Annotated in this window: 18 protein-coding genes and 1 riboswitch; of the genes, 11 read left to right on the forward strand and 7 right to left on the reverse strand. The window is 73.7% G+C overall.

The genetic code is table 11. The features are described from left to right. Nucleotides 1–141 precede the first annotated feature (141 nt). Both ABZ478_RS03935 and ABZ478_RS03940 read left to right on the forward strand, forming a co-directional pair. Entirely contained in the window at nt 142–1,431 is a 1,290-nt protein-coding gene (locus tag ABZ478_RS03935; protein ID WP_359545120.1) for a PspC domain-containing protein, read from the forward strand. Further along, nucleotides 1,428–2,159: a response regulator transcription factor gene (locus ABZ478_RS03940; protein ID WP_359545122.1), complete on the forward strand. Its 732-nt coding sequence runs from the start codon at nt 1,428–1,430 to the stop codon at nt 2,157–2,159. Before ABZ478_RS03935 ends, ABZ478_RS03940 begins: the two co-directional genes overlap by 4 nt. A gap of 15 nt (nt 2,160–2,174) precedes the next feature. Here ABZ478_RS03940 and ABZ478_RS03945 read toward each other — a convergent pair whose 3' ends face one another. After that, nucleotides 2,175–3,239 (reverse strand): NlpC/P60 family protein, encoded by a 1,065-nt coding sequence (locus ABZ478_RS03945; protein WP_359545866.1) that lies wholly within the window; start codon nt 3,237–3,239, stop codon nt 2,175–2,177. Between the two features lie 424 nt (nt 3,240–3,663). Here ABZ478_RS03945 and ABZ478_RS03950 point away from each other — a divergent pair, with 424 nt between their 5' ends. After that, entirely contained in the window at nt 3,664–4,017 is a 354-nt protein-coding gene (locus tag ABZ478_RS03950; RefSeq protein ID WP_358935334.1) for a hypothetical protein, read from the forward strand. Here ABZ478_RS03950 and ABZ478_RS03955 read toward each other — a convergent pair. Both ABZ478_RS03955 and ABZ478_RS03960 read right to left on the reverse strand, forming a co-directional pair. Further along, entirely contained in the window at nt 3,995–4,999 is a 1,005-nt protein-coding gene (locus ABZ478_RS03955; RefSeq protein ID WP_359545868.1) for a hypothetical protein, read from the reverse strand. The genes ABZ478_RS03950 and ABZ478_RS03955 overlap by 23 nt on opposite strands. A 78-nt stretch (nt 5,000–5,077) precedes the next feature. Continuing rightward, nucleotides 5,078–6,232 carry a C40 family peptidase gene (locus ABZ478_RS03960; RefSeq protein ID WP_359545123.1) on the reverse strand — a complete coding sequence of 385 codons (1,155 nt, stop codon included), beginning with the start codon at nt 6,230–6,232 and terminating at the stop codon, nt 5,078–5,080. Between the two features lie 7 nt (nt 6,233–6,239). Beyond that, nucleotides 6,240–6,412, reverse strand: a riboswitch (cyclic di-AMP (ydaO/yuaA leader). A 283-nt stretch (nt 6,413–6,695) separates the two neighbouring features. Here ABZ478_RS03960 and pcrA point away from each other — a divergent pair. Then, on the forward strand, nt 6,696–9,176 hold the full coding sequence (pcrA, locus tag ABZ478_RS03965) for a DNA helicase PcrA (protein WP_359545125.1): 2,481 nt from the start codon (nt 6,696–6,698) through the stop codon (nt 9,174–9,176). 94 nt (nt 9,177–9,270) lie between these two features. On the opposite strand, the gene ABZ478_RS03970 is transcribed toward pcrA, so the two are convergent. Then, nucleotides 9,271–10,812 carry a M23 family metallopeptidase gene (locus tag ABZ478_RS03970; RefSeq protein ID WP_359545127.1) on the reverse strand — a complete coding sequence of 514 codons (1,542 nt, stop codon included), beginning with the start codon at nt 10,810–10,812 and terminating at the stop codon, nt 9,271–9,273. Between the two features lie 256 nt (nt 10,813–11,068). Beyond that, nucleotides 11,069–11,926 carry an alpha/beta fold hydrolase gene (locus tag ABZ478_RS03975; protein ID WP_359545129.1) on the reverse strand — a complete coding sequence of 286 codons (858 nt, stop codon included), beginning with the start codon at nt 11,924–11,926 and terminating at the stop codon, nt 11,069–11,071. Nucleotides 11,927–12,150: 224 nt separating this feature from the next. On the opposite strand from ABZ478_RS03975, the gene ABZ478_RS03980 reads away from it, so the two are divergent. Continuing rightward, nucleotides 12,151–12,567, forward strand: coding sequence for a cobalamin B12-binding domain-containing protein (locus ABZ478_RS03980; RefSeq protein ID WP_358935494.1), 417 nt, complete (start codon nt 12,151–12,153; stop codon nt 12,565–12,567). An 82-nt stretch (nt 12,568–12,649) separates the two neighbouring features. Here the strand turns inward: ABZ478_RS03980 and ABZ478_RS03985 are convergent, their stop codons facing one another. Together ABZ478_RS03985 and ABZ478_RS03990 are read right to left on the reverse strand one after the other, a co-directional pair. Next, on the reverse strand, nt 12,650–14,287 hold the full coding sequence (locus ABZ478_RS03985; RefSeq protein WP_359545130.1) for a DUF5691 domain-containing protein: 1,638 nt from the start codon (nt 14,285–14,287) through the stop codon (nt 12,650–12,652). Between the two features lie 65 nt (nt 14,288–14,352). Next, nucleotides 14,353–15,717 carry an SWIM zinc finger family protein gene (locus ABZ478_RS03990; RefSeq protein ID WP_359545132.1) on the reverse strand — a complete coding sequence of 455 codons (1,365 nt, stop codon included), beginning with the start codon at nt 15,715–15,717 and terminating at the stop codon, nt 14,353–14,355. Between the two features lie 132 nt (nt 15,718–15,849). Between ABZ478_RS03990 and ABZ478_RS03995 the strand changes: the two genes are divergently transcribed. The 6 genes from ABZ478_RS03995 (at nt 15,850) to sucC (ending at nt 25,262) form a co-directional block, all read left to right on the forward strand. Next, nucleotides 15,850–16,980 (forward strand): AAA family ATPase, encoded by a 1,131-nt coding sequence (locus ABZ478_RS03995; RefSeq protein ID WP_359545133.1) that lies wholly within the window; start codon nt 15,850–15,852, stop codon nt 16,978–16,980. Beyond that, nucleotides 16,977–19,349, forward strand: a complete 2,373-nt coding sequence (locus ABZ478_RS04000; protein WP_359545136.1) for a DUF5682 family protein — start codon at nt 16,977–16,979, stop codon at nt 19,347–19,349. The genes ABZ478_RS03995 and ABZ478_RS04000 overlap by 4 nt, the downstream gene beginning before the upstream one ends. Continuing rightward, nucleotides 19,346–20,524: a VWA domain-containing protein gene (locus ABZ478_RS04005; RefSeq protein ID WP_359545137.1), complete on the forward strand. Its 1,179-nt coding sequence runs from the start codon at nt 19,346–19,348 to the stop codon at nt 20,522–20,524. The genes ABZ478_RS04000 and ABZ478_RS04005 overlap by 4 nt, the downstream gene beginning before the upstream one ends. 119 nt (nt 20,525–20,643) lie before the next feature. Next, nucleotides 20,644–21,651, forward strand: a complete 1,008-nt coding sequence (locus tag ABZ478_RS04010; protein WP_359545139.1) for a hypothetical protein — start codon at nt 20,644–20,646, stop codon at nt 21,649–21,651. Nucleotides 21,652–21,792: 141 nt separating this feature from the next. Then, nucleotides 21,793–23,658, forward strand: a complete 1,866-nt coding sequence (locus ABZ478_RS04015; protein WP_359545141.1) for a hypothetical protein — start codon at nt 21,793–21,795, stop codon at nt 23,656–23,658. A 422-nt stretch (nt 23,659–24,080) separates the two neighbouring features. Further along, nucleotides 24,081–25,262 (forward strand): ADP-forming succinate--CoA ligase subunit beta, encoded by a 1,182-nt coding sequence (gene sucC / locus ABZ478_RS04020; RefSeq protein ID WP_359545143.1) that lies wholly within the window; start codon nt 24,081–24,083, stop codon nt 25,260–25,262. Nucleotides 25,263–25,285 lie beyond the last annotated feature (23 nt).

Consider the following 25,285-nt stretch of genomic DNA (forward strand, 5'->3'; position numbering starts at 1 on the left):
CCTGAGATCGGCCCGGAGAGATCGCGGGGAGGCGTTCGGCACGGGCCGGCAGGCCGCCGCGGACCGCCGGCCCGGAGATCAGGGGAGTCTAGGGGGCGGACCCTGATGCTCCGCCCCCGCACCCGTGTGAATATCGATGGCATGCCGGAAGCCGCAGCACTGCCCCTCGACGACCCGCGGCCACCGCGCAAGCTCTACCGCAGCAGCGACGGCCGCTGGCTCGGCGGAGTGGCGCGGGGCCTCGCCGGGCATCTCGGCCTGCCGGTCATCTGGGTCCGGCTCGCCTTCGTCGGCCTGTTCATGGCCAACGGACTGGGCGCGTTGCTGTACGCCGCGTTCTGGTTCTTCGTCCCGCTCGGGGTGGGCGGCGTCGGCGGCCACAAGCCGCCGCTGGTCGGCACCGAGACCTCGCCGGAGGGCCGCCGCAGACTGGTGGCCCGCAAGCCGGACAAGGGGCAGATCGTCGCCCTGCTCCTCATGGTCATCGTGTCCATGGTCTTCGTGGGCAGCGTCAACCTGACCAACGGGGCCAAGGCGTACCTGCTGCCCGCCGTGCTGGTCGCGGCCGGTGTCGCCCTCGTCTGGCGCCAGGCGGACAACGCCCGGCGGGCCCGCTGGGTCGAGGTCGGCAGCCGCCGGCGCACGCTCACCCTGCTCCGCGCGGGCGTCGGCGTCCTGCTGGTCACCGCCGGCGTCTCCGCCATCTTCGTCATGCAGGGCTCGGCCGCCCACCTCGGCGCGGTCCTCCAGGCCGCGCTCGCCGTCCTCGTCGGCATCACCCTGCTCGCCGGCCCCTACCTGGTCCGGATGACCCAGGACCTGTCCGAGGAACGCCTGATGCGTATCCGCGCCCAGGAGCGGGCCGAAGTCGCCGCCCACGTCCACGACTCCGTGCTGCACACCCTCACCCTGATCCAGCGCAACGCCGACAACGCCGGCGAGGTGCGCCGCCTGGCCCGGGCCCAGGAACGCGACCTGCGCACCTGGCTGTACAAGCCCGAGGGCACCGGCAAGGACGAGGCGGACGAGCCCGACACGGTCGCCGAGGCGGTGCGGCGCAGCGCCGCCGAGGTGGAGGACAAGCACGGCGTGCCCATAGAGGTCGTCGTGGTCGGCGACTGCCCGCTCGACGAACGGACCGGGGCGCAGATGCAGGCCGCGCGCGAGGCGATGGTCAACGCCGCCAAGTACGGTGGCGAGGGCGGCGCCGTGCAGGTCTACGCCGAGGTCGAGGGGAGGACGGTGTTCGTGTCGGTCCGCGACCGCGGCCCGGGTTTCGACCTCGACTCGATACCCGCCGACCGCATGGGTGTCAGAGAATCGATCATCGGCCGCATGGAGCGCAACGGCGGCACGGCCCGGCTGCGGGCGGTGCCGGACGGCGGCACGGAGGTCGAACTGGAGATGGAGAGGGCGGAGAAGACGTCATGAGCGACGCGACCGAGGCGAACGGTACGGCGGGAGCGGCGGAGCCGGCCGGGTCCGGCCCGGCCGGGAAGCGGCATGTGCGCGTGGTGCTCGTGGACGACCACCGTATGTTCCGCACCGGCGTGCAGGCCGAGATCGGGCAGACCGCCGAGACCGGGGTCGAGGTGGTCGGCGAGGCCGCCGACGTCGACCAGGCGGTCTCGGTCATCACCGCCACCCGGCCCGAGGTGGTCCTGCTCGACGTCCACCTGCCGGGCGGTGGTGGTGTCGAAGTGCTGCGCCGGTGCGCCGCGTTGATGGCGGACGCCGAGCGGCCCGTCCGCTTCCTCGCGCTGTCCGTCTCCGACGCCGCGGAGGACGTGATCGGCGTGATCCGCGGCGGCGCCCGCGGCTACGTCACCAAGACCATCACCGGCACCGACCTGGTCGACTCGGTCTTCCGGGTGCAGGAGGGCGACGCCGTCTTCTCGCCCCGCCTTGCCGGGTTCGTCCTGGACGCCTTCGCCTCCACCGACGCCCCGCCGGTCGACGAGGATCTGGACCGCCTCACCCAGCGCGAACGGGAGGTACTGCGCCTGATCGCCCGCGGCTACGCCTACAAGGAGATCGCCAAGCAGCTCTTCATCTCGGTCAAGACGGTCGAGTCCCATGTCTCGGCGGTCCTGCGCAAGCTCCAGCTCTCCAACCGCCACGAGCTGACCCGCTGGGCCACGGCACGCCGGCTGGTCTGACCCGCCGCGGCGCCCTCACCCCACCCGGGTCGCCCCCGCGAACGGCATCTCGTCGACGGGGGCCACCCGGACCGGTGCCGACGGGTTCGGGGCGTGGATCATCCGGCCGTTGCCGATGTAGATGCCGACATGGCTGATGCCGGAGTAGAAGAAGACCAGGTCGCCGGGTTGGAGCTGGGACCGGGGCACTCGCCGGCCCGCGTTGATCTGCGCGTAGGTGGTGCGGGGCAGGGAGACGCCCGCGGAGCGGTAGGCGGCCTGCACCAGCCCCGAGCAGTCGAAGGCGCTGGGCCCCGTAGCGCCCCACACGTAGGGGCTGCCGAGCTTCTGGTAGGCGTAGGCGACGGCCGCGGCCGCACGGGAGCCGGAGGCGGCGGCGGACCCCGCTTGCTCCAGGGCCGCCCGGGTGTCCGAGGCGGAGCGCGAGGCGTGCCCGGCGGCGGTGCCGTCAGCGGCGATCCGTGACCGCTCCGGGGGAGTGAGCCGGGCCAGCAGCCTGCGCGCCTCCCCGAGCTTCGCGGTGACGGTCTGCTTGTGCCGTCGTACCTCCGCCTGCCGCGACCGCAGTGACTTCAGCTCGACGCGGGCGGCGCCGCGCAACTGCTCGATCTGGCGGAGCTGTTCCCGCACCCGGGCCACCGTCCCGGCCTGCCGGTCGCTCGCCCGCTCCGCGAACGCGGCTCCGTCCAGGTACCGGTCCGGGGCGCTGGACAGCGCCAGCTGCCAGGAGGGGTCGATGGCGCCGTCGCGGTACTGCGCCGCCGCCAGCGAACCGAGCGCGTCACGTGCCGTGTTGAGCTTCTGCTGCCTGCGGGCGGCCTCGTCCCGCAGCGAGTTCAGCCGCCGCTGGGCCGCGTCCGCCCGCTCCTTCGACCCGTTGTACTTCTCGGTGGCGCTCTCCGCCTCCTGGTACAGCTTGTCGACCTTGGCCTTCACCTGGGTCGGCGTCAGCTGCGGTTCGGCGTTGCCCGTCCCCTCGAAGGCCGTCGCGGTGGCCGCGCCCGCCAGGGCGAGGGTGACGGCCGTGCGGGCCGTGTTGCCGCCGAGCGAGCGCTGTCGGGGCTTGCGGTGGGCTGCCACCTGGACCGTCACGTCCTTCCATGGGACCTCTGCGGCCGAGCGGTAGGGGTGTCCGGCGGCGGCCCGCACAGGGGAACGGGCCGCCGCCGGACCTTTCTCGGCGGAGGTGGCCGGCGGCCGCCCCTGGCCCGGGCGGCGGTGGGAAGCCGGTCACCTGGGGGAGGACGCTAGGCCGGACTGTGACAGGTTGGTAACGCACTGTACGGAAGTGGCCGAGACGGACCGGGACGTACGCCTCTGTGATCGCATTGCCGGGCCATGGCTGCCGCCTTCACGCTGCGTAGTGACCGAAGCGTGCATTGAGGGGCCCGCGGGGGCCGTGTGGTGCTATGCGGCGCATATATGCAAGATCCCCCGCGAGGGGCGGCGCCGTGGGGCGGGCCCGGTGACCGGCCGTCCGGGACTCCCTCATAGGCTCCTGGTCATGGACGTACTCATCCATCTCCTCGTCGGCCTGCACATCATCGGTATCGCCGCGCTGCTTGGCGGTTTCCTCACCCAGATGAAGGCGATGGGCCAGGGCACGGCCCGGTTCGTCCCCGGGATGCTGCACGGCGCGTTCACCATGCTGGTCACCGGCGTGGCCCTCGTCGGGCTCAACGAGGCCGACGGCCACCACGTCAACACCTTCAAGATCGGCGTGAAGCTGGCCCTGCTGATCGTCATCCTCGGACTGGTCTACGTCCAGCGCGACGAGGAGAAGGTGGACAAGCGCGTCTTCGGACTCGTCGGAGCGCTGACCATGGCGAACATCTTCATCGCCGTGCTGTGGACCTGAGGCTCAGCGCGCCCTGACGCGCCCTGACGAGGCCGGCGCGGGCCGCGAGCACCGCGCCGGCCGCGACCGCCAGCCACACCGCCACCGCCAGCCACACAAGTACCTGGCCCGGACTCCGCAGCCACCCGATGTTCAGGACCGCCGCGACCGACAGGGTCGACGACGCCGTCATACCCAGCGGGAACACCGTCGACCAGCGCCGCACGTCGAAGCGCAGCCGCGGCCGGGCCACCTCGGCGGCCAGCAGGACCACGCAGCACGCCAGGTCCAGCGCCAGCAGCGTGACCGTGACATCGCGCAGCACGCCCCGGTCGTCGTCGTTCCACAGATACAGCCGCGCACTGTCGGCGGCGAGCAGTTTCGCCCCGGCCAGCGCCGAGATGGCGAGCGCCCCGCCCGCGATCCAGTGGTCCCCGGCACCCTCCAGCACCTGACGGGGATCGAAGCGCGCGAGCGCCAGGCCGTAGAGGACCAGGCCCAGCCAGAACAGCAGCAGCGCGGCGCGCGCGAGCCATGCCGTCGTCTCCGCCGCGGCCAGGGTGGCCGCCAGCACCGCGAGCCCCTGTGTGGCCACACAACACAGGAACACCGCCCCCGGCATGCGCCGCCCCCAGTGGCGTACGACGAGAAGCAGCAGCACCGGCCACAGCAGGACCGCCAGTGCCAGGGCGGCCTCGGCCAGGGTCTGCCGGCCGAGCAGCGAGAACCGGGTGCCGACCACCGTCGTGGCGGCGACCGCGGAGAGCGCGCCGGGGCTCTTCGCCTCGGCCAGCCAACGCGGCCGCTGCGTCACCAGCCGTACGGCGAAGTCGGCGGCGAGCGCCAGCCAGGCGAGGCAGGCCAGCCACAGGAAGACGAGCGACACCGTCTCGGGACCGGTCAGATGCAGGCCAACCGACACGATGCCGCTCGCCATGACGGCGGCCCCCGCCGCCGGCGGACGCCCCGCCCACCACGTACGCAGACCGGAGAAGCCGGGCATGGGCATGCGCCCGATGCTAGGGAGCGGCGGCGCCGGCGCTCGCGGGGCACGCGCGCGTGGAGCCCGAAAAGAGCACCGTCAGGCCGGCCGCACCACCCGGTGAACGACCGACTCGCCCGCCAGGTGGACCGGCTCCTCGCGCACATACGCACCGGGGCGCGGGGCATGGATCATCGTCCCTGCTCCCGTGCACAGGCCCACGTGGCTGCTGTCGTCGTGGAAGAAGACCAGGTCACCTGGGCGCGCCTCGGCGAGCGGGATCGCGGCGCCCATGCCGGCCTGGTCACGCGCGGCACGCGGCAGGGTGACGCCGGCGGCCTTCCAGGCGGCCTGGGTGAGGCCGGAGCAGTCGTAGGAGCCTGGCCCGCTGGCACCTGAGACGTACGGCTTGCCGATCTGGGCGCGGGCGAAGGCGATCGCCTTCTCGGCCTTGGTGACGGGGGCCGGCGGGGCGACGGGCGGCACGCTCACCGGCCGCGCCGCGGACCGCGGCCGCTCCGGGGCCCGGGCCGGGACCGAAGACGGAGCCGGAGCCGAGTGCGGGGCCAGGACCGAGTGCGGGGCCACGGCCGAGGGCGGAGCCGGGACCGAAGTCAGAGCCGGGTCCGGGGCAAGGAGCGAAGCCGAAGCCGGATCCACGACCGGGACCGGAGCAGGAGGCGGAGCCTGATCCGGGACCGGAGCCGTCAGCCGGTACAGCAGCTCGCGCGCGGTTGTGAGCTTGTGCTGGACGGCCGCCTTGGCCGTCTTCACGTCGTACTGTGCGGCGGCCGGCGCCTCGGGGGCCCTGGGAGTCTTCCCGCGCCCGGCCGCGCCCTTCACCCGGGAGGCCAGCCGGTTCATCAGCCGGTTCTGGGCGAAGTGGTCGTCCGGGTACTCCGCGAGCAGCGAGCCGGCCGTCTCGGGAGCGGCGGCGAACGGGGCCAGCCCCTCGCGGGCCTTCGTGAACAGGCCCGGACGCCGGACGGCCTCCGCGCGCGGGGCCTCGGCGCGAGCCCGCTGCGCGGCCGCGGCTTCCTCCTCCGGGTCCGCCCTGCGGTACAGCTCGTCGATCTTCTTCTCGACCTCCTCCACGCTCGGCCTGCCGTCGCCCGCGGAGGAGGCGGAGGCCGAAGCGGCCCCGGCCGTCTGGGACAGGACGGCCACGGAGGTGAGTGCGGCAGTGGCCAGGACGGGGGTGCGGATGCCCGTCCCGCGGGTTCCCGGGGGACCCGGCTTGCGGTGCGACGCCAAGGGTGGCGACTCCTTCCAACGTGCCGCCTACCGGGTTAGCTGTCGGGTTCGGGCGGGTGGTTCGGAAGGGTTGCCCTACGGCGTCGTCCCGGGCGGGAGTCGGCCGATTCACCCCAGGATCGGTGGGTCCCCGGCTCCGGTCGCCGCGAAGGGGCGCACCGGACTCGGCGGAGGCCGCGCGGCCCGGCGAGGTTCGCCGGTAGGGGTCGTGCGGCCTGACGGCAACCTAGCCAACTCGTGTGACTCCTGTGAAGGTTGCTGTGCCATATGTCCGATACATTTCCGTGACCCGGGGCCAGTTTCATACGGGCGTGACAAGGTGCTTTCGCAGTGTGAGGAGTTCGGCCGCAGCCGTGGCGCGATGGCCGACGCGCCGCTGCCGTGTCGTGTCGCGGACCTCACGGGTGCCGACTTTCCGGTGCCGGGACCGGTTGTCGGTGCGGGCCCCTAAACTCGTAGAGCGATGAGCAGCCTCTTTGACGACAGCTTCCTGGCGGACCTCCAGGCCCCTCGCGGGCACGCGGAGGAGCCCCCGCCGCCGCCCGAGGACGATCACGCTCCGGAGCCCCTTCCGGACGATCTGTTCGGCGGGAAGTTCGACGTGCCGCCGGACCGGGACACCCACTACCGCGACGGCGCCCCGCGTCCCGTGATCGACCCGGACGCGCTGCTGCGGGGGCTGAACGACAACCAGCGCGCCGCGGTCGTCCACGCCGACTCGCCGCTGCTCATCGTGGCCGGCGCGGGCTCCGGGAAGACCCGCGTGCTCACCCACCGCATCGCCCACCTCCTCGCCGCGCGGAACGTGCACCCGGGCCAGATCCTCGCGATCACCTTCACCAACAAGGCCGCGGGCGAGATGAAGGAGCGGGTCGAGCAGCTCGTCGGCCCGCGCGCCGGCGCGATGTGGGTGATGACCTTCCACAGCGCGTGCGTGCGCATCCTGCGGCGCGAGTCCAAGAGGCTCGGCTTCACGTCGTCGTTCTCGATCTACGACGCCGCCGACTCCAAGCGCCTGATGTCCCTGGTCTGCCGCGACCTAGACCTCGACCCCAAGCGCTTCCCGCCGAAGTCCTTCAGCGCCAAGATCAGCAACCTGAAGAACGAGCTGATCGACGAGGAGGACTTCGCCGCCCAGGCCACCGACGGCTTCGAGAAGACCCTCGCCCAGGCCTACGCGCTCTACCAGTCACGGCTGCGCGAGGCCAACGCGCTGGACTTCGACGACCTGATCATGACGACGGTCAACCTGCTGCGCGCCTTCCCGGACGTCGCCGAGCACTACCGCCGCCGGTTCCGGCACGTCATGGTCGACGAGTACCAGGACACCAACCACGCCCAGTACGCCCTCGTACGAGAACTGGTGGGCACCGGGCAGCATGACGAGGACGTACCGCCCGGCGAGTCCGACCTGCCGCCCGCCGAACTCTGCGTGGTGGGTGACGCGGACCAGTCGATCTACGCCTTCCGGGGTGCGACGATCCGCAACATCCTCCAGTTCGAGGAGGACTACCCGAACGCGACGACGATCCTGCTGGAGCAGAACTACCGCTCCACGCAGACCATCCTGTCCGCCGCCAACGCGGTCATCGAGCGCAACGAGTCCCGCCGCCCGAAGAACCTGTGGACCAACGCCGGCCAGGGCGCGCGGATCACCGGATACGTCGCCGACACCGAGCACGACGAGGCTCAGTTCGTCGCCGACGAGATAGACCGCCTCACCGACGCGCGCGAGGCGAAGGCCGGAGACGTCGCCGTCTTCTACCGCACCAACGCCCAGTCCCGAGTCTTCGAAGAGGTCTTCATCCGCGTCGGCCTGCCGTACAAGGTCGTCGGCGGCGTCCGCTTCTACGAGCGCAAGGAAGTCCGGGACGTCCTCGCCTACCTGCGTGTCCTCGCCAACCCCGAGGACTCGGTGCCGCTGCGCCGGATCCTCAACGTGCCCAAGCGCGGCATCGGCGAGCGTGCCGAGGCGATGATCGACGCCCTGTCGCAGCGCGAGAAGATCAGCTTCCCGCAGGCGCTCAAGCGCGTGGACGAGGCCTACGGCATGGCCGCGCGCTCCACCAACGCGGTCAAGCGGTTCAACACGCTGATGGAGGACCTGCGGACCATCGTGGAGTCCGGTGCCGGACCGGCGACCGTGCTGGAGGCCATACTCGAACGCACGGGTTATCTGGCCGAGTTGCAGAACTCCACCGACCCCCAGGACGAGACCCGCATCGAGAACCTCCAGGAACTCGCGGCCGTGGCCCTGGAGTTCGAGCAGGAGCGAGCGGAGGGCGAGGCGGGCACGCTCGCCGACTTCCTGGAGCAGGTCGCGCTGGTCGCCGACTCCGACCAGATCCCGGACGAGGAGGACGGCGACGGCGTCATCACCCTGATGACCCTCCACACCGCCAAGGGCCTGGAGTTCCCGGTCGTCTTCCTGACCGGCATGGAGGACGGCGTCTTCCCGCACATGCGCGCCCTCGGCCAGACCAAGGAGCTGGAGGAGGAACGGCGCCTGGCGTACGTGGGCATCACCCGCGCGCGGGAGCGGCTGTACCTCACGCGGTCCGCGATGCGCAGCGCCTGGGGCCAGCCGTCGTACAACCCGCCCTCGCGCTTCCTGGAGGAGATCCCGGCCACCCACCTGGAGTGGAAGCGGACCGGAGCGATGGCGCCGGTGTCCTCCGGGCCCGCCGCCGGGGTGGCGGCGTCGCTGTCCTCCTCCCGCTCCCGCTCCGCGGCGTCGGGCGCGTCCGGGTTCGCCACCCGGCGCTCGGCCGAGAAGCCGGTGGTCGCACTGGCCGTCGGGGACCGGGTCACGCACGATCAGTTCGGTCTCGGCACGGTCGTCGCGGTCAAGGGCACCGGCGGCAACGCAGAGGCGACGATCGACTTCGGGGACACCAAGCCGAAGCGGCTGCTGCTGCGGTACGCGCCCGTCGAGAAGCTCTAGACGCAGCTCTGGACGACCCGCCGGGCAGCCCCCGGACGGACAGGAGCCCCGCCGGTCGGGCGGGGCTCCTGTCGTTCGTCCGTCTCTTCGAGTCTCAGCTCGGGTCCAGCCCGTGGCTTCGCAGCCACGGCAGTGGGTCTATGGCCGCCCCGCCGGCCGGCCGGACCTCGAAGTGCAGGTGTGGGCCGGTGGAGTTGCCGGAGTTGCCGGAGTAGGCGACCGGCTGGCCGGCCTTGACGGCCGTACCGGAGGCGACACGGTAGCTGGAGAGGTGGCAGTACCAGGTCTCCGTGCCGTCCTTCGCCGTCACGATCATCATGTTGCCGTAGGCGCTGTTCCACTTGGTGGAGACGACGCCGTCGGTCGCGGCCATCACCGTGGTGCCGTACGAAACCGGGAAGTCGATGCCCGTGTGCACGGACATCCAGTTCACACCGGCCTGACCGAAGTAGGCGCTGAGCCCCTTCTGCATGACCGGGATCGCGAACTTGGGCCGCAGCCGCTCCTTGAGCGCGGCCTCGGCGGCGGCCTTCTTCTTCTGCAGTTCCTGCTGGTTCTTGAGGTCGATGCGTTCCTGCGTACGGCTGGCCCGGTCGGCGAAGTCGTCGGCACCGGCGGAGAGGGTCCGGAGCTGGGAGTCCAGCTTGCTGTTGGCGACGGACGGCTTCACCGACTGCGCGTCCGACGCGGTGGCGGAGGTCTCCTTGCCGTCGTCGGTCAGGCCGCCGACGGAGGCGGCGGCGATGCCGGCGACCCCCATCACACAGGCCGACGGCACGGCGATGGTCAGCAGCGCGGAGCGCTTGGGGGGAGTACGGCGCCGGGAACGCGCCGCGCCGCGGGAGCCCGAGCGGGGGGCCGGGACCGGAACGGACTCCTCCTGGTCGTCGAGCAGAACCCCTGCGGCGGGCAGCTCGCCCGTGTCGCCGGTCCCGTGGTCCTCGGCGGCGGCGTCCCCGGACCCGACGGGCTCGGCGTACTCACCGAACTCGGCGGCACCGCCGTATTCGCCGGCCTCGGTGTAGTCGACGCCCTCGCCGTACTCGCCGTACTCGGCCGTCCCGGAGACCTGGTCGAAGGACTCGGCCGGCTGGTCGTGCGGTGCCGCGAGCGGGTCGTGCCGCACGGGTGTGCCGTCGGAGTTCCACTGCGTGGCGTCGTACACGCCGGTGTCATAGGTCTGGGTGCCCCACTGCCACTGCTGGGTGTGGTCGGCGCCGGCGGACTGGTCGTGCTGCAGCCAGGTGTTCGCGTCCCACTGGCCGCTGACGTCGTTGCCCGTGGCCTGCGCCGGAACCGTCCAGGCGGTGGTGTCGTACCCACCCGTGTCGTAGGCCGTGTGGTGCTGGGCCGCGTACGGGTCGTACTGCGTGAACTGGCCCGTACCGGTCTGCCACTGCGTGCTGTCGTAGGCGCCGGTGTGCTGCCCGTCGCCCGGGAGGCTGCCGAAGAGCGGGTCGGCGGCGAAAGCGCCGGTCTCGCCGGTACCGACCGTGAAACCCGTGGCGTCGTAGCCGCCGTACGTGGTGAGGTCGTCGTACTGGGCTTCCTGCGTTCCGTACGCGTAGTGCCCGGTGGAGGCGTCGGAAGCCGGGGCCGGGGTGGTCATGGTCCCCGACGGGTGACGATCGTTCACCAACTTCTCTTTCGCCTCGACAACGGTGGCTGCCAGAGCAGTGCGGTGACTGTACCCGGCGGTACGCGGGCGCGACAATCGTCGGCCGGTTTCGCGTGGGCCGGAAACGGGCATTCGGCCGTGATTCGGGGGACCGTGGACGCGAGTTTGGCTTTGTGTTCGAGAGTTGTTCGATGTCGGATGACGCTGTGTCACCTGTGGAGCGGCTGTGTCACGCCCGTGCGCGGCCCCGGACCACCCCTCCGGACGGCCTCCCTCACGCCACCGTCACGCCGTCGGTGAGCGGGTTCCCGACGGGCGTGGCCTCGAGGGCCTCGCGTATCCCGGACGCCACGGCGGGGTGCACCGGCAGCGCGAGATGCCCGATGCCCGTCACCCGGACGTTGCGGACCTCCAGGTCAGGGTGGTCGATACAGGCGGATTCCAGGGGGTCCATCACGGAGTCCAGGTCGCTCCAGAAGCTGACGAACCGGGTGCGGCAGCCGGGTGCCGGCCTGGTCAGCTCCTCGATCACCTCGGAGCCGGGCCGCATCTGCCGCACGATCGGGTGCGCGCTCGCCAGGGGTACGGCCCGGGTCCCGCAGTGCGGGGTGCCGAGGGTGACCAGCGTGCGCACCCTTGTGTCACCGCCCAGGCACTGTGCGTAGTAGCGCGCGATGAGGCCGCCGAGGCTGTGGCCCACGATGTCGACCTGGGTGCTGCCGGTGCGCTCGCAGATCTCCTCGACATGCCGGCCCAGCAGTTCGGCGGCGATACGTATGTCGCAGGTCAACGGAGAGTAGTTGAGCGACTCCACGCGCTGGCGGCCGCTGCGCGCGAGGCTGCGGCGCAGCAGGACGAAGACGGAGCGGTTGTCGATGAAGCCGTGCAGCAGCACGACCGGCGGTCCGGGCCTGTCCGGCAGCCGGGCGGTGCCGTCCTGGGCCTGGGCGGAGGGCGCGGGGCCGCGGCGCTCCTGGGTGAGGCCGGTCGGGTACAGCAGCAGATGCCCGGCCAGGATGGCCGCTTCCAGTGCGGTCGCCTTGAGCAGGGTCATGGAGAGATCGACCAGTCTGCCGGGCCACAGGCGCCGGTAGAGCGGGAGGACGAGCGGCAGTACCCCGGTGACCTTCATTGGCCGACCTCCAGTCGGCACGTGGGGGGCGGCTCGGTCCCCCGCGTGCCCTCATGTCCCACCATGTGATTTCCCCCTCCCCGCGCACCGTAAAACTGCCGGTTGCGGGATGCTGGAGATAACGTTCGTTCACTTCGCGACGGGTGGCGGAACGCGCCAAAAGTGCGGTACTTGTCGTTACGGACGGAAGCGATCGCTTCCGGGGTCGTCTGATGGAGGCAGTGATGGGTGTGGCAGCCGGTCCGATCCGCGTGGTTGTGGCCAAGCCGGGGCTCGACGGCCACGATCGCGGGGCCAAGGTCATCGCGCGTGCGCTGCGCGACGCCGGCATGGAGGTCATCTACACCGGACTCCACCAGACGCCGGAGCAGATCGTCGACACCGCGATCCAGGAGGACGCCGACGCGATCGGCCTGTCGATCCTCTCGGGTGCCCACAACACCCTCTTCGCCGCCGTCATCGATCTCCTCAAGGAGCGCGACGCCGAGGACATCCTCGTCTTCGGCGGCGGCATCATCCCGGAGGAGGACATCGCGCCGCTGAAGGAGAAGGGCGTCGCGGGGATCTTCACGCCGGGAGCGACGACCGGGGCGATCGTGGAGTGGGTACGGGAGAACGTGCGACAGCCGGCCGCTTCCTGAGCCGGAGCCGCCGCGGACGCGGGTGTCATACGGCTCCGGGGTGTCGTCCCCGGAGCCTTTCGCATGTGAATGGCTCCTGGTCTCAGACCCCGGGCGGCCCCGGCGGTCCGTCCGGCGCCAGTTCCCCGGCCATCGCCGCCCGCAGCCGCAGGGTGGTGACGAGCCGCTGGAACGCCTCCGCCCAGTACCCGCCGGCGCCCGGTGCGGCGTCCTCCCGCTCGTCGGGTATCGCCAGCAGGCCGTCGAGGCGGGCGGCCTCCGCCGGATCCAGGCACCGCTCGGCCAGTCCCATGACCCCGCTGAAGCTCCAGGGATAACTGCCCGCGTCCCGCGCGATGTCGAGGGCGTCCACCACGGCCCGGCCGAGCGGGGCGGCCCAGGGCACCGCGCACACCCCGAGCAACTGGAACGCCTCCGACAGGCCGTGTGTCGCGATGAATCCCGCCACCCACTCGGCCCGTTCACCGGCGTCGAGCGCGGCCAGCAGCTTTGCCCGCTCGGCCAGGGACACCGCCCCGGGCCCGCCGGCCTCGGGCGCCGACGGTGAGCCGAGCAGCGCCCTGGACCACTCGGCGTCCCGCTGCCGTACCGCAGCCCGGCACCACGCGGCGTGCAGCTCGCCCTGCCAGCCGTCGGCCACCGGCAGCGCCACGATCTGCTCCGGAGTGCGGCCGCCGAGCCGCCCCGGCCAGGTCCCCAGCGGGGCCGCCTCCACCAACTGGGCCAGCCACCAGGACCGTTCCCCCCTACCGGTGGGGGGCTTGGCCGCCACACCGTCCCGCTCCATGCCCGGGTCGCACTCGTGCGGCGCCTCCACGACGAGCGTGGGCGAGTCAGCCGTGCGGTCCACGGCCACACATGCCGCGGCCCGCCCCGCCATGCGCCCGGCGAGCGCCGAACCGGGCAGCGACGACAGCAGTTCCGCCGCCGTCGCCCGGACATTGCGGCTGCGGTCGCCCAGCGCCCGCTCGAGGAACGGCTCGTCCTCGGCCGACAGGCCCGCGCGCAGCGAGTCGAGGAACATCAGACGGTCCTCCGCCCGCTCCGTCGGCCAGGTCCCCTCCAGCAGCTCCCGTGCGACGGCGGGCGTACCGGCCCGCAGCGCGCCCAGCAGCGCGACCCGCTCGGCGAACAGACCCTCCTGCCAGAGCCGTCGCACCGCCTCACCGTCCCCGGCGTCGGGCAGCGCCGTCCCGCCGCCCGGCGCCGCGCGCAGGGCGAACCGCCAGTCGGGGTTGAACCGGGCCAGCCACAGCGCCCGCGGTCCGGCGAACGCCAGCGCCGCCGGGCGCAGGTCGGTGCGGCCCCGGGCGGCGTCCAGCAGCGCGGGCAGTGCCTGGGCCGGGGCCGCGTAGCCGTGGGCGCCCGCCGCCGCCAGCCACTGCGGGAGCAGTTCCATGAGGTCCGGCGAACTGCCCCGCCGGCCGCCGCCCGCGCCGCCGGAGCGGTCGGCCAGCAGCGCGGCGAGCCTGCGGGCCGCGGCCGCCGGCAGCGCCGGACGCAGGTCCTCCGGGGCGGGCTCCGGCCGCCGCGCGGCCCGCCCGGGCCGCAGACCCGCCCGGCGCCGCACGGTCGCCACGGCGGCGGCGTCCAGCAGTGCTACCGGGGCCTCCCGCCCGGCGGCGGCCGCCGGGGGCCGCCGGTCGGTGCCGAGCAGGGCGGTGGTGACCAGTTCCTCCCAGGGCACCTCGCCGTTCCGCGTGGCCGGCGTTCCGTCCATGACGTCTCCTTCCCCTTCCATCGCTGAGGGCGCCGCCCCGTTCTTTCCCGGGCCGTCGGGTCCGGTCAGCACAGCGTCACCGGCTCGCCCGGGCCCTCGGGCCACGCCGTCAGCGGGGTGAAGCCGCGGTGGCCGCACTCGCCGAAGACCCGCACGGGGGCGCCGCCGGACAGGGCGACCAGGCGCCACAGGCCCGGGCGGGTACGGAACGCCTCGGTGAGCGGCAGCGCCGAGTCGTCCTCCGCGTCGGCCAGCTGCCAGGCGCCGCCCGACTCCGGGTCCTGGGCGGGTACGACCCGGTCCAGCGTGACCGGGACCGAATCCAGCCAGGGGTCCCCGCGCAGGGCCTCGCCGTAGTGCGCCGCGGCCTCGGCGGTGGTCCCACCGGACGGGCGCAGCGCGGTGGGGGCGGGCGGGGCGTACTGCTCGCCCAGGGCCGCCCGTACCTGACCGGCGCCGGGGAATCGGGACAGGTCCGCGTCCAGCGCGAGACCGACCGGCAGCGACAGCTCCGGTGCCCGGCCGGCCGCGCCGTAGGAGAGCAACAGCCGGGTCAGGCCCGAGTCGGCGCCGTGCAGCCATATCCGGCGCGTCGTCAGTTTCGCGTCGGACGTGTCGTACTGCGCCAGAACCAGCCAGCGGTCGCGCAGCGGCGGGCCGTCCGGTGCCGCGGGCAGACCGAGCCGGGAGCGGACCGTGGCCGCGAGGGCGTCCGGCAGCCGGTCACGGCGCAGCCAGCCCTGGTCGAGGAGGTGCAGCAGGGCACTCTCCTCCAGCAACCGCGCCGGCCAGCCCGGACCGGAGGCCGGTATCGCCCCCAACTCCCGTACGCGCGCCGCGAGTCCCGGTGCCTGTGCGTCGACCATGCGGGCCGCCGTCTCGTCCCACAGGCCGTACCCCGCCTGCTCGGCCGCGGCAAGACCGCCGCGCAGCAGGTCCGCCAGGCGCTGCTCCAGTTCGGTCGTGCCCGCCGTGACCCGCTCGGCGCGGCGCTCCGCCCGCCGACGCGCCGCCTCCGGATCGGCGGACCCGGACGCGGCACCACCGTCCCCCCCGGCGCGTCTTCCCTCCGCGCGCTCGCGCCGCCCCGAGAGCCACTGCCCGGCCCAGTCCGGCGGCTCGGCCGCCACCGGTACCGAGCCGTCCCCCTCCGCCCACAGCAGGAGCAGGCCGAGGGCGTGCTTGCACGGGAACTTACGGCTCGGACAACTGCACCTGTATCCGGGGCCGGTGGCGTCCGCGAGGTCCACCACCGTCTGGTACGGCCTGCTGCCGCTGCCCTTGCACAGCCCCCACACCGTCCCCTCTCCGCTCCCCGCACCGGACCACGGTCCGGCCGTGCCCAGTCTGCTCCCCGCCTTGCGTGACGCGGCGTCAGACGCCAGAGCCAGCACCTGGTCCGCGGTCCAGCGCACCCCCTGCTCAGTCATGGAAACGACGGTAGGTCCCCCCACTGACAATCGGCCCCGCGAGCGCGTTCGTACAGGTCAGAGCGATTGTCAGTGGCGTGGTGCACGGTTGGTCCCAGATCCGAACCGGCCGAGCTGGAGGGGGCCTCAGCCATGTCTGTGTCCGTGGAACCGATGTCCGTCGACGCGAGCGGAGACCAGGACGAGCAGGCGTTGCGACCGCATGCCGAGCACGCCTTCGCCGCCGAACTCGCCGCGCTCGCCGCCCAGGACGACCGCCCGCGCCCGGCCCGCTGGAAACTGTCGCCGTGGGCGGTGGCGACCTACCTGCTCGGCGGCACCCTGCCGGACGGCGCCGTGATCACGCCGAAGTACGTGGGCCCGCGCCGCATCGTCGAGGTCGCCGTCACCACCCTCGCCACCGACCGCGCCCTGCTCCTGCTCGGCGTGCCCGGCACGGCCAAGACCTGGGTGTCGGAGCATCTCGCGGCGGCCGTGAGCGGCGACTCGACCCTGCTGGTGCAGGGCACGGCGGGCACGCCCGAGGAGGCCATCCGCTACGGCTGGAACTACGCGCGGCTCCTCGCCCACGGCCCCAGCCGGGACGCCCTCGTGCCCAGCCCCGTCATGCGGGCGATGGCCGAGGGGACGACGGCCCGGGTGGAGGAGCTGACCCGTATCCCGGCCGACGTCCAGGACACCCTGATCACGATCCTGTCCGAGAAGACGCTGCCGATCCCGGAGCTGGGCCAGGAGGTGCAGGCGGTCCGCGGCTTCAACCTCATCGCCACCGCCAACGACCGCGACCGCGGCGTCAACGACCTCTCCAGCGCCCTGCGCCGCCGCTTCAACACCGTGGTGCTGCCGCTGCCGGAGAGCGCCGACGCCGAGGTCGACATCGTCAGCCGGCGCGTGGACCAGATCGGCCGCTCCCTCGACCTGCCCGCCGCGCCCGACGGCATCGACGAGATCCGCCGGGTGGTGACCGTCTTCCGTGAGCTGCGCGACGGCGTGACCGCCGACGGCCGCACGAAGCTGAAGTCGCCGAGCGGCACGCTGTCCACGGCCGAGGCGATCTCCGTCGTGACCAACGGCCTGGCTCTTGCGGCCCATTTCGGTGACGGTGTGCTGCGCGCGGGCGATGTCGCCGCCGGCATCCTCGGCGCCGTCGTCCGCGACCCCGCGGCCGACCGGGTGATCTGGCAGGAGTACCTGGAGACGGTCGTGCGCGAGCGCGACGGCTGGAAGGACTTCTACCGGGCCTGCCGGGAGGTGAGCGCGTGAGCGACACCGCCGACCGGGACGGCGCGTACGGCTCCGGGCCGCTGCTGCTGGGCGTGCGGCACCACGGGCCCGGATCGGCGCGCGCGGTGCGGGCCGCCCTGGACGCCGCCCGGCCCGGCGCGGTACTCGTCGAGGGGCCGCCCGAGGCCGACCCGCTGATCGAGCTGGCCGCCGATCCGGACCTGCGGCCCCCGGTCGCCCTGCTCGCCCACGCCGTGGACGAGCCCGGCCGCTCGGCGTTCTGGCCCATGGCGGAGTTCAGCCCCGAGTGGGTGGCGATCCGCTGGGCCCTCGAGCACGGCGTCCCGGCCCGCTTCATCGACCTGCCGGCCGCGCACACGCTGGCCTGGGACGCCGAGGCGGACACCCCGGCCGGCGCCGGGGGTGGGGAGGGCGCGGAGCTCGACCCGCGCGTCGACCCGCTCGCGGTGCTCGCCGGGGCCGCCGGTCACGACGATCCCGAGCGCTGGTGGGAGGACGTCGTCGAGCACCGGGGTGCCGGGCCCCGCGATCCCTTCACGCCGTTCGCCGCCCTGGAGGAGGCCATGGCCGCGCTGCGGGAGCGGTACGGCGTCGGGGGCAGACCGCGTGACCTGGTGCGGGAGGCCCACATGCGGCTCCGGATGCGGGCCGCGCGCAAGGAGTTCGGCCCCGCGGTGGCCGTCGTGTGCGGCGCGTGGCACGTGCCCGCGCTGCGGGAGCGGACCACCGTCACCGCCGACCGGGCACTGCTCAAGGGCCTGCCCAAGGTCAGGGCCGACCTGACCTGGGTGCCGTGGACGCACCGCCGGCTGGCCCGGTCGAGCGGCTACGGCGCCGGAATCGACTCGCCGGGCTGGTACGGGCATCTGTTCCGGGCACCGGACCGGCCGGTCGAGCGCTGGCTGACCAAGGTGGCGGGGCTGCTGCGCGAGGAGGACCGGATGGTGTCCTCCGCGCACGTCATCGAGGCGGTACGGCTGGCCGTCACCCTCGCGGCGATGCGCGGCCGCCCGCTGCCGGGCCTGAGCGAGACCACCGACGCCGTCCGCGCGGTGATGTGCGACGGGTCCGACGTACCGCTGGCGCTGGTGCACGACCGGCTGGTGGTCGGCGACCTGCTGGGCGAGGTGCCGGATGCGGCGCCCGCGGTGCCCCTGCAGCGCGACCTCGCCCGGGAGCAGCGCAGGCTGCGGCTGAAGCCGGAGGCGCTGGAGCGGGAGCTGGAGCTCGACCTGCGCAAGGACACCGACGCCGGCCGCGGCAGGCTGCTGCACCGGCTGCGCCTGCTCGGGGTCGGCTGGGGCGAGCCGGCCGAGTCCCGGGGCAGCACCGGAACCTTCCGGGAGACCTGGCGGCTGCGGTGGGAGCCGGAGCTGTCGGTCCGGGTCGCCGAGGCGGGGGTGTGGGGCACGACCGTGCTCGCCGCGGCCACGGCGAAGGCGGAGGCCGACGCGCTCGCCGCGCGGGCCCTCGCCGACGTCACCGCCCTCGCCGGGCAGTGCCTGCTCGCCGGGCTGCCGGACGCGCTGCCCGTGGTGATGCGGGCGCTCGCCGACCGCGCGGCCCTCGACACGGACGTCGGCCATCTCGCCCAGGCCCTGCCGGCCCTGGTCCGCTCCCTGCGCTACGGCGACGTGCGCGGCACCGGCACCGGAGCCCTGGCCGGCGTCGCCGCGGGCCTCGCGGAGCGGGTGTTCGTCGGCCTGCCGCCGGCCTGCGCCGCCCTGGACGCGGACGCGGCTCAGGAGATGCGCGGCCATGTGGACGCCGTGCACACGGCCGTGGGCCTCCTCGTGGAGACCCTGGCCGGCACGCCGGACGCCGGACACGGGGACCTGCGCGGCCGGTGGCGCGCCGTGCTGCGGACGCTGGCCACGCGGGACACCGTGCCCGGCGTCGTCCGCGGGCGGGCCGTGCGGCTGCTGCTGGACGACGGCGAGCTGGAGCCCGGGGAGGCGGCCCGGCTGATGGGCCTGGTGCTCTCCCCGGGCACCCCGCCCGCCGACGCGGCGGCCTGGATCGAGGGCTTCGCCGGGGGCGGCGGGGGCATGCTGCTGGTCCACGACGAACGGCTGCTCGGCCTGGTCGACACCTGGCTGACCGGGGTCCCCGCGGACGCCTTCACCGACGTGCTCCCGCTGCTGCGGCGCACGTTCTCGGCGTACGAGCCCGGCGTGCGCAGAACCCTCGGGGAACTGGTGCGCCGCGGACCCGGAGCGGACACCGCCCGCACCGCCCGGACCGCGGCCGTCCCCGGCTTCGCCGCCGAGCCGGACACCGCGCGTGCCGACGCCGTGCTGCCGGTGCTGCGGCTGCTGCTCGGCACGGACCCGGACAGCTGCACCACGAGGACCGACGACGACTGCCTGACGGGAGTGGGCGCATGACCGGCGAATCCCCGCTGACGGAATCCGCCGACCCGGCGCGGGAGCGGCTGCGGCGCTGGCGGCTGGTGCTCGGCGGCGACCAGGCCGACGGCACCGGGTGCGCGCTGTCCGGCCGGGACGCGGCGATGGACGGGACGCTCGCGGCGCTGTACGGCAAGGGCGACAGACCGCGGGGCGGGCGGGACCGTTCGGCGGGCCTGGGTGCCTCGGCGCCGTCCGTGGCCCGCTGGCTCGGCGACATCCGCACCTACTTCCCCTCCTCCGTCGTCCAGGTCATGCAGCGCGACGCCATCGACCGGCTGGGACTCGCGTCGCTGCTGCTGGAGCCGGAGATGCTGGAGGCGGTCGAGGCCGACGTGCATCTGGTCGGCACCCTGCTCTCGCTCAACAAGGCCATGCCGGAGACGACGAAGGAGACGGCGCGGGCGGTGGTGCGCAAGGTGGTCGAGGACCTGGAGAAGCGGCTCGCCGCCCGCACCCGCGCCACCCTCACCGGCGCGCTCGACCGCAGCGCGCGCGTCAGCCGGCCGCGCCACCACGACATCGACTGGAACCGCACCATCGCGGCCAACCTCAAGCACTACCTGCCCGAGTACCGCACGATCGTGCCGGAACGGCTCATCGGATACGGGCGGGCCGCGCAGTCCGTGAAGAAGGAGGTCGTCCTCTGCATCGACCAGTCGGGCTCGATGGCGGCGTCCGTGGTCTACGCGTCCGTCTTCGGGGCGGTGCTGGCCTCGATGCGGTCGATCGACACCCGGCTGGTCGTCTTCGACACGGCGGTCGTGGACCTCACCGACCAGCTGGACGACCCGGTCGACGTGCTCTTCGGCACCCAGCTCGGCGGCGGCACGGACATCAACCGGGCGCTCGCCTACTGCCAGGAGCGGATCACCCGGCCCGCCGAGACGGTGGTCGTGCTCATCAGCGACCTGTACGAGGGCGGCATACGCGCCGAGATGCTCAAGCGGGTCGCCGCGATGAAGGCGTCCGGGGTCCAGTTCGTCACCCTGCTCGCACTGTCGGACGAAGGAGCACCGGCGTACGACCGGGACCACGCGGCGGCGCTCGCGGCGCTCGGCGCACCGGCGTTCGCCTGCACACCCGATCTGTTCCCGGAGGTGATGGCGGCGGCGATCGAGAAGCGGCCGCTGCCGATACCGGACACCGCCTGATGTGGCGCGACAAAAGGGACTTGGCTACTCATTGGTAACAGGGGGCTTGCGCTACCTCGGGCCGTGCGTGCGAGTATCTACGCCGCCTTCACCCGCCGACCCGAGGAAGCTCTCGCCTCTTGACCCTGACAGCAGCTCCGTTCGGGACCGCTGTGCGCACGATGCGTACCGCGGCCGGGCGGCGTGCGCTCCAACTGGTGCTGCTGCTGGGCGGACTGCTCGCACTCGGCTTCCTCTGCGGGGAGCAGGCCCACGCGGCCGAGGGCACGCCCGCGACCCCGGTGAGTTCGGTACTGCCGCGGACCGGGCACGAGGACGCGCCGACCGCCGGGGCCGGGGCCGTCGCCGCACCGGCCGCGACGGCAAAGCCCCTCGCGGCAGCGACCGCCAGGGCAGGAACCGTCACGGCACCGACTGCCACGACAAGTTCCGCCACGGCGAGGTCCCTCACGGCGGGAAGCGTCACCGAACGGGTCGTCACCTCCGTGCGAGGGGTCACCGACGGGACCGTCGCCGAACAGGCCGTCACCTCGGTGGAGGCGGTCACCGAACGCGTCGTCACGCCCGTGCGCACCGTCGTGCGCGAGACGGCCGGCACCCTCGACAAGGCACGGGCCACGGCGCTGCCCGGATCGTCCTCGCTGCCCGTGCCGGAAATCCCCGAAGTCTCCGAGCGGCTGCCCGTGCACCAGCCGCCCGCACCGGTCATCCCCGAACCCCGGCCGGACCGGCACGGCGGCGCGGCACCGGCCGCCGGACCGGCCGACCGGCCCGGCGCCGAGAGCGCCAAGAGCCCCGGCGACCGCGCCGCGGCCCCCGCGCGCCCTGAGGCCGCCACCTACGGACCGGACGCCGGGCCCGCCACCGCGCAGGCCCCGGCACACATTCCGGCCCGCCATGCCACCGCCCCGTCCGGCGCCCCGGCCCAGCAGCCCACGGCGCCCGGAGACCCGGACGGCGCCCTCGGCAAGCAGGCCGCCGACGGCACGGCGTCCCGGCACGGCGACGCGCACGCCACCGCCCTCGACGGCCGGGCGCCCCTGCGGCTCCTGCCCGGCGCCACCGCGCGCGTAGACGCGCCAGGGACCCGGGAACGGCACCGGGACATCCCTCTCTTCCCCGGCTAGGCCCCAGGGCCGACCTCCCCGCCACCGACCTGTCGCGCGGGGCGCAACAGGTCTGCCCGCCCGTCCGGGCCCCCCTTTCCCGATCCTCTCGGCGATCCCCGGACGGAAACCCCTAGCCGTTTCCGAAGGACTGACGCACGCATGAACAAGAACATCCGCCGCTCCATCGTGATCGCCGCCGGTGTCACCGGCGCCTGGGCGCTGGGCTCGGCCGCCGCCAGCGCCGACGAGCTGTCCTCCCCGTCGGTCTCCGTACCGGACACCGACGGCGGCACCGGCACCCTGACCGGCACGCTCACCGACACGGTCGACGGCGTCCTCACCGACGTCACCGATGTCGCCGGCGCCACCGGTGTCACCGGCACCGTCTCCCGGCTGACGAACACGGCCACCGACACCGTCACCGACACGGCGGCCGGGGCGCGCGAGACGGCCGGGGCCGCCACCGGCACGGCCGACCGGGCCCGCCACCAGGCCGACACCGGCGCCGGCACCCCGGCCGCCAAGCGGATCAGGGGCGACCAGGCCATCAAGGGCGCGCAGGCCGCCCGCGCCGGCCAGGACCGGGCCGAGGCGCACGCGCGGACCGCACAGCACGCCCAGACCCTGCGGGAGGCGGGCGACGGGCTCCTCGGCGGGACCACCGCCAGGGCCGCCCGGACGGCCGAGGTGGTCACCCCGGCCGCCCGGACGGCCGAGGTGGTCACCCCGCTCTCGGCCCCCACCCCCCAGGGCGGGATCGACTACCTCTTCGGCCCGCTCTCCTCCTTCGCCCCCGAGCTGGAGGAGGCGCTGGCCGCCGCGCAGACCGGGCTCCGGACCACCACGACGGACGCCCGCCTCAGGGCCGGGACCACCGCCGCCGGCGTGCCCGCGCACGTCACCGGCACGGTCGCCGGTGCTCAGCGCTGTGTCGTGGGCACCGTGCGGGCGGTGCCGGGCACGGCCGCGCCGGTCGTGGACGAGACGACCGCCGCCGCGGTCCCGCCGGTGGCCTCCGCCGCGGTGGACGGCGTGCTGCCGGTCGCCGGGCAGGCCGTGGCGGGAGTCGTGCCGGCCGCCGGGCACGCGGTCGGGGGCGTGCACGGCACCGCCGTGGGCGCGGTGACGGGCGTCCAGGGCACCGCGACGGGCGCCGTGTCGGGCGTACTGCCCACCGCCGGCTACGCGGTCGAGGGCGTCGGCGGCACCGCCGCGGACGCCGTGGCACATGTGCGCGGGCTCGCCGCGGACGCCACGGCCGACGTGCGCGGCGTCACCGGCGGAGCCGTGACCGGCGTCGACGGCACCGCGACGGGCGCGGTGGGCGGCGTGCACGGTGCCGCCGGGTCCGCCGTGGCCGGAGTGGACGGCACCGCCGGCGGTGCCCTGGCCGACGTGCTTCCCGTCGCCGGCGGGGCCGTCGCCGGTGTGCCGCCGTACGCCACCGGGCTGGCCGGCCAGGTCGTCCACGGCACCACGGACGCCGTGCTGCCGCCGGTCGCCGGGGCCGTCGTGCACGAGGTCGTGCCGGTCGCCGGGCAGGCCGTCACGGACGCGGGGACGCTCGCGTACGGCGTGACCGGTGCCGTGGCGCCCTTCGCGGCCGGTGTCGTGGGCGCCGTGCCGCCGGCCGTCCAGGAGGTGACCGGGCAGGCCGGCGCCTTCGCGCAGGGCGTGACCGGGCATGTGCCGCCGTTCGCGGCCGGTGTCACCGGTGCCGTGCGGCCGGTCGTGGACCAGGTCACCGGGACGGTACGGCCGGTCGTGGACGGCGCCGGCGGCAGCGCGAGCGGGCTGGCGTACGGCGTGGCCGGCGAGGCGGTGCCGTTCGCGGACGGCGTCGTCGGCGCGACCGGGCCCGTCACGCGGCAGGTGGGCCCGTTCGCCCGGGACCTCGGCTGGACCGCGCGGGTCACCGCCGGGCCGCTGGCCGCCCATGCCGTGGACGGCGCCGCGCGGTCCGCTGAGACCGCCGCTCCGGGGTATGCGCACGGCCTGACGGAGCACTACGGGGTGCGGGCCTGACGGTCCGCGACCGACTCCGTGGGGGGACCGGACCCGGACGGCCGAATCCCGTCGGCCCGTCCGGCCGTACCTCCGCGGCACGGGGCGGGTGGTTCCCATTGGGGTGGGGACCACCCGTCCAGGGCCACAGCGGCCCGTTCGGGGGCCTCACCGGGCCCACCCCAGCCCGGTGAGGCCGCGCGCATCCCCCCATGGTCGGCACGCCGTGCCAGCAAAACCGGCATCATGTGACAGGTATCACCGCTCAGGTGTGACCCTCGATTTAGGGACCCTCGGCAAGCGGCGATAACCTGCGAGACGGACATGCCGCGCGCTCGGACACCGTGTGCGCTTCCCTTGTGACACAGCGGACGTCACGTTGCCCTTCGCGGCACGCCCACGCATCCAACGAACCGCGAGATCACTGATAGGGACGGAAGCGCGTGGACCTGTTCGAGTACCAGGCGAGGGACCTCTTCGCCAAGCACGATGTACCGGTGCTGGCCGGTGAAGTCATCGACACGCCTGAGGCGGCGCGCGAGATCACCGAGCGTCTTGGCGGCAAGTCCGTCGTCAAGGCGCAGGTGAAGGTCGGTGGTCGCGGCAAGGCCGGTGGCGTCAAGCTGGCCGCCTCCGCGGACGAGGCCGTCGCCCGGGCGACGGACATTCTCGGCATGGACATCAAGGGCCACACGGTCCACAAGGTCATGATCGCCGAGACCGCTCCGGAGATCGTCGAGGAGTACTACGTCTCCTTCCTCCTCGACCGTGCCAACCGCACCTTCCTCTCCATCGCCTCCGTCGAGGGCGGCATGGAGATCGAGGAGGTCGCGGCCACCCGCCCGGAGGCCGTCGCCAAGATCGCGATCGACGCCATCGACGGTGTGGACGAGGCCAAGGCCCGCGAGATCGTCGAGGCCGCCAAGTTCCCGGCCGAGGTCGCGGACAAGGTCGTCAACGTCCTGATCAAGCTGTGGGACACCTTCATCAAGTCGGACGCCCTCCTGGTCGAGGTCAACCCGCTGGCGAAGGTCGTCTCCGGCGAGGTCATCGCCCTCGACGGCAAGGTGTCGCTCGACGAGAACGCCGAGTTCCGCCACCCCGAGTACGAGGAGCTCCACGACAAGGCCGCGGCCAACCCGCTGGAGGCCGCCGCCAAGGAGAAGAACCTCAACTACGTCAAGCTCGAGGGCGAGGTCGGCATCATCGGCAACGGCGCGGGTCTCGTCATGAGCACCCTGGACGTCGTCGCCTACGCCGGTGAGAAGCACGGCAACGTCAAGCCCGCCAACTTCCTGGACATCGGCGGTGGCGCCTCCGCCCAGGTGATGGCGAACGGCCTGGAGATCATCCTCGGCGACCCCGACGTCAAGTCGGTCTTCGTCAACGTCTTCGGCGGCATCACCGCCTGCGACGAGGTCGCCAACGGCATCGTGCAGGCCCTGAAGCTCCTCGAGGACCGCGGCGAGAACGTCAGCAAGCCGCTGGTCGTCCGTCTGGACGGCAACAACGCCGAGCTGGGCCGGCAGATCCTCACCGACGCCAACCACCCGCTGGTCCAGCGCGTCGACACCATGGACGGCGCGGCCGACAAGGCCGCCGAGCTGGCCCACGCCGCCAAGTAAGCACTCAGGACGAGGACACAACA

The organism is Streptomyces sp. NPDC005706 (genome assembly GCF_040631045.1).
GTDB lineage: Bacteria > Actinomycetota > Actinomycetes > Streptomycetales > Streptomycetaceae > Streptomyces.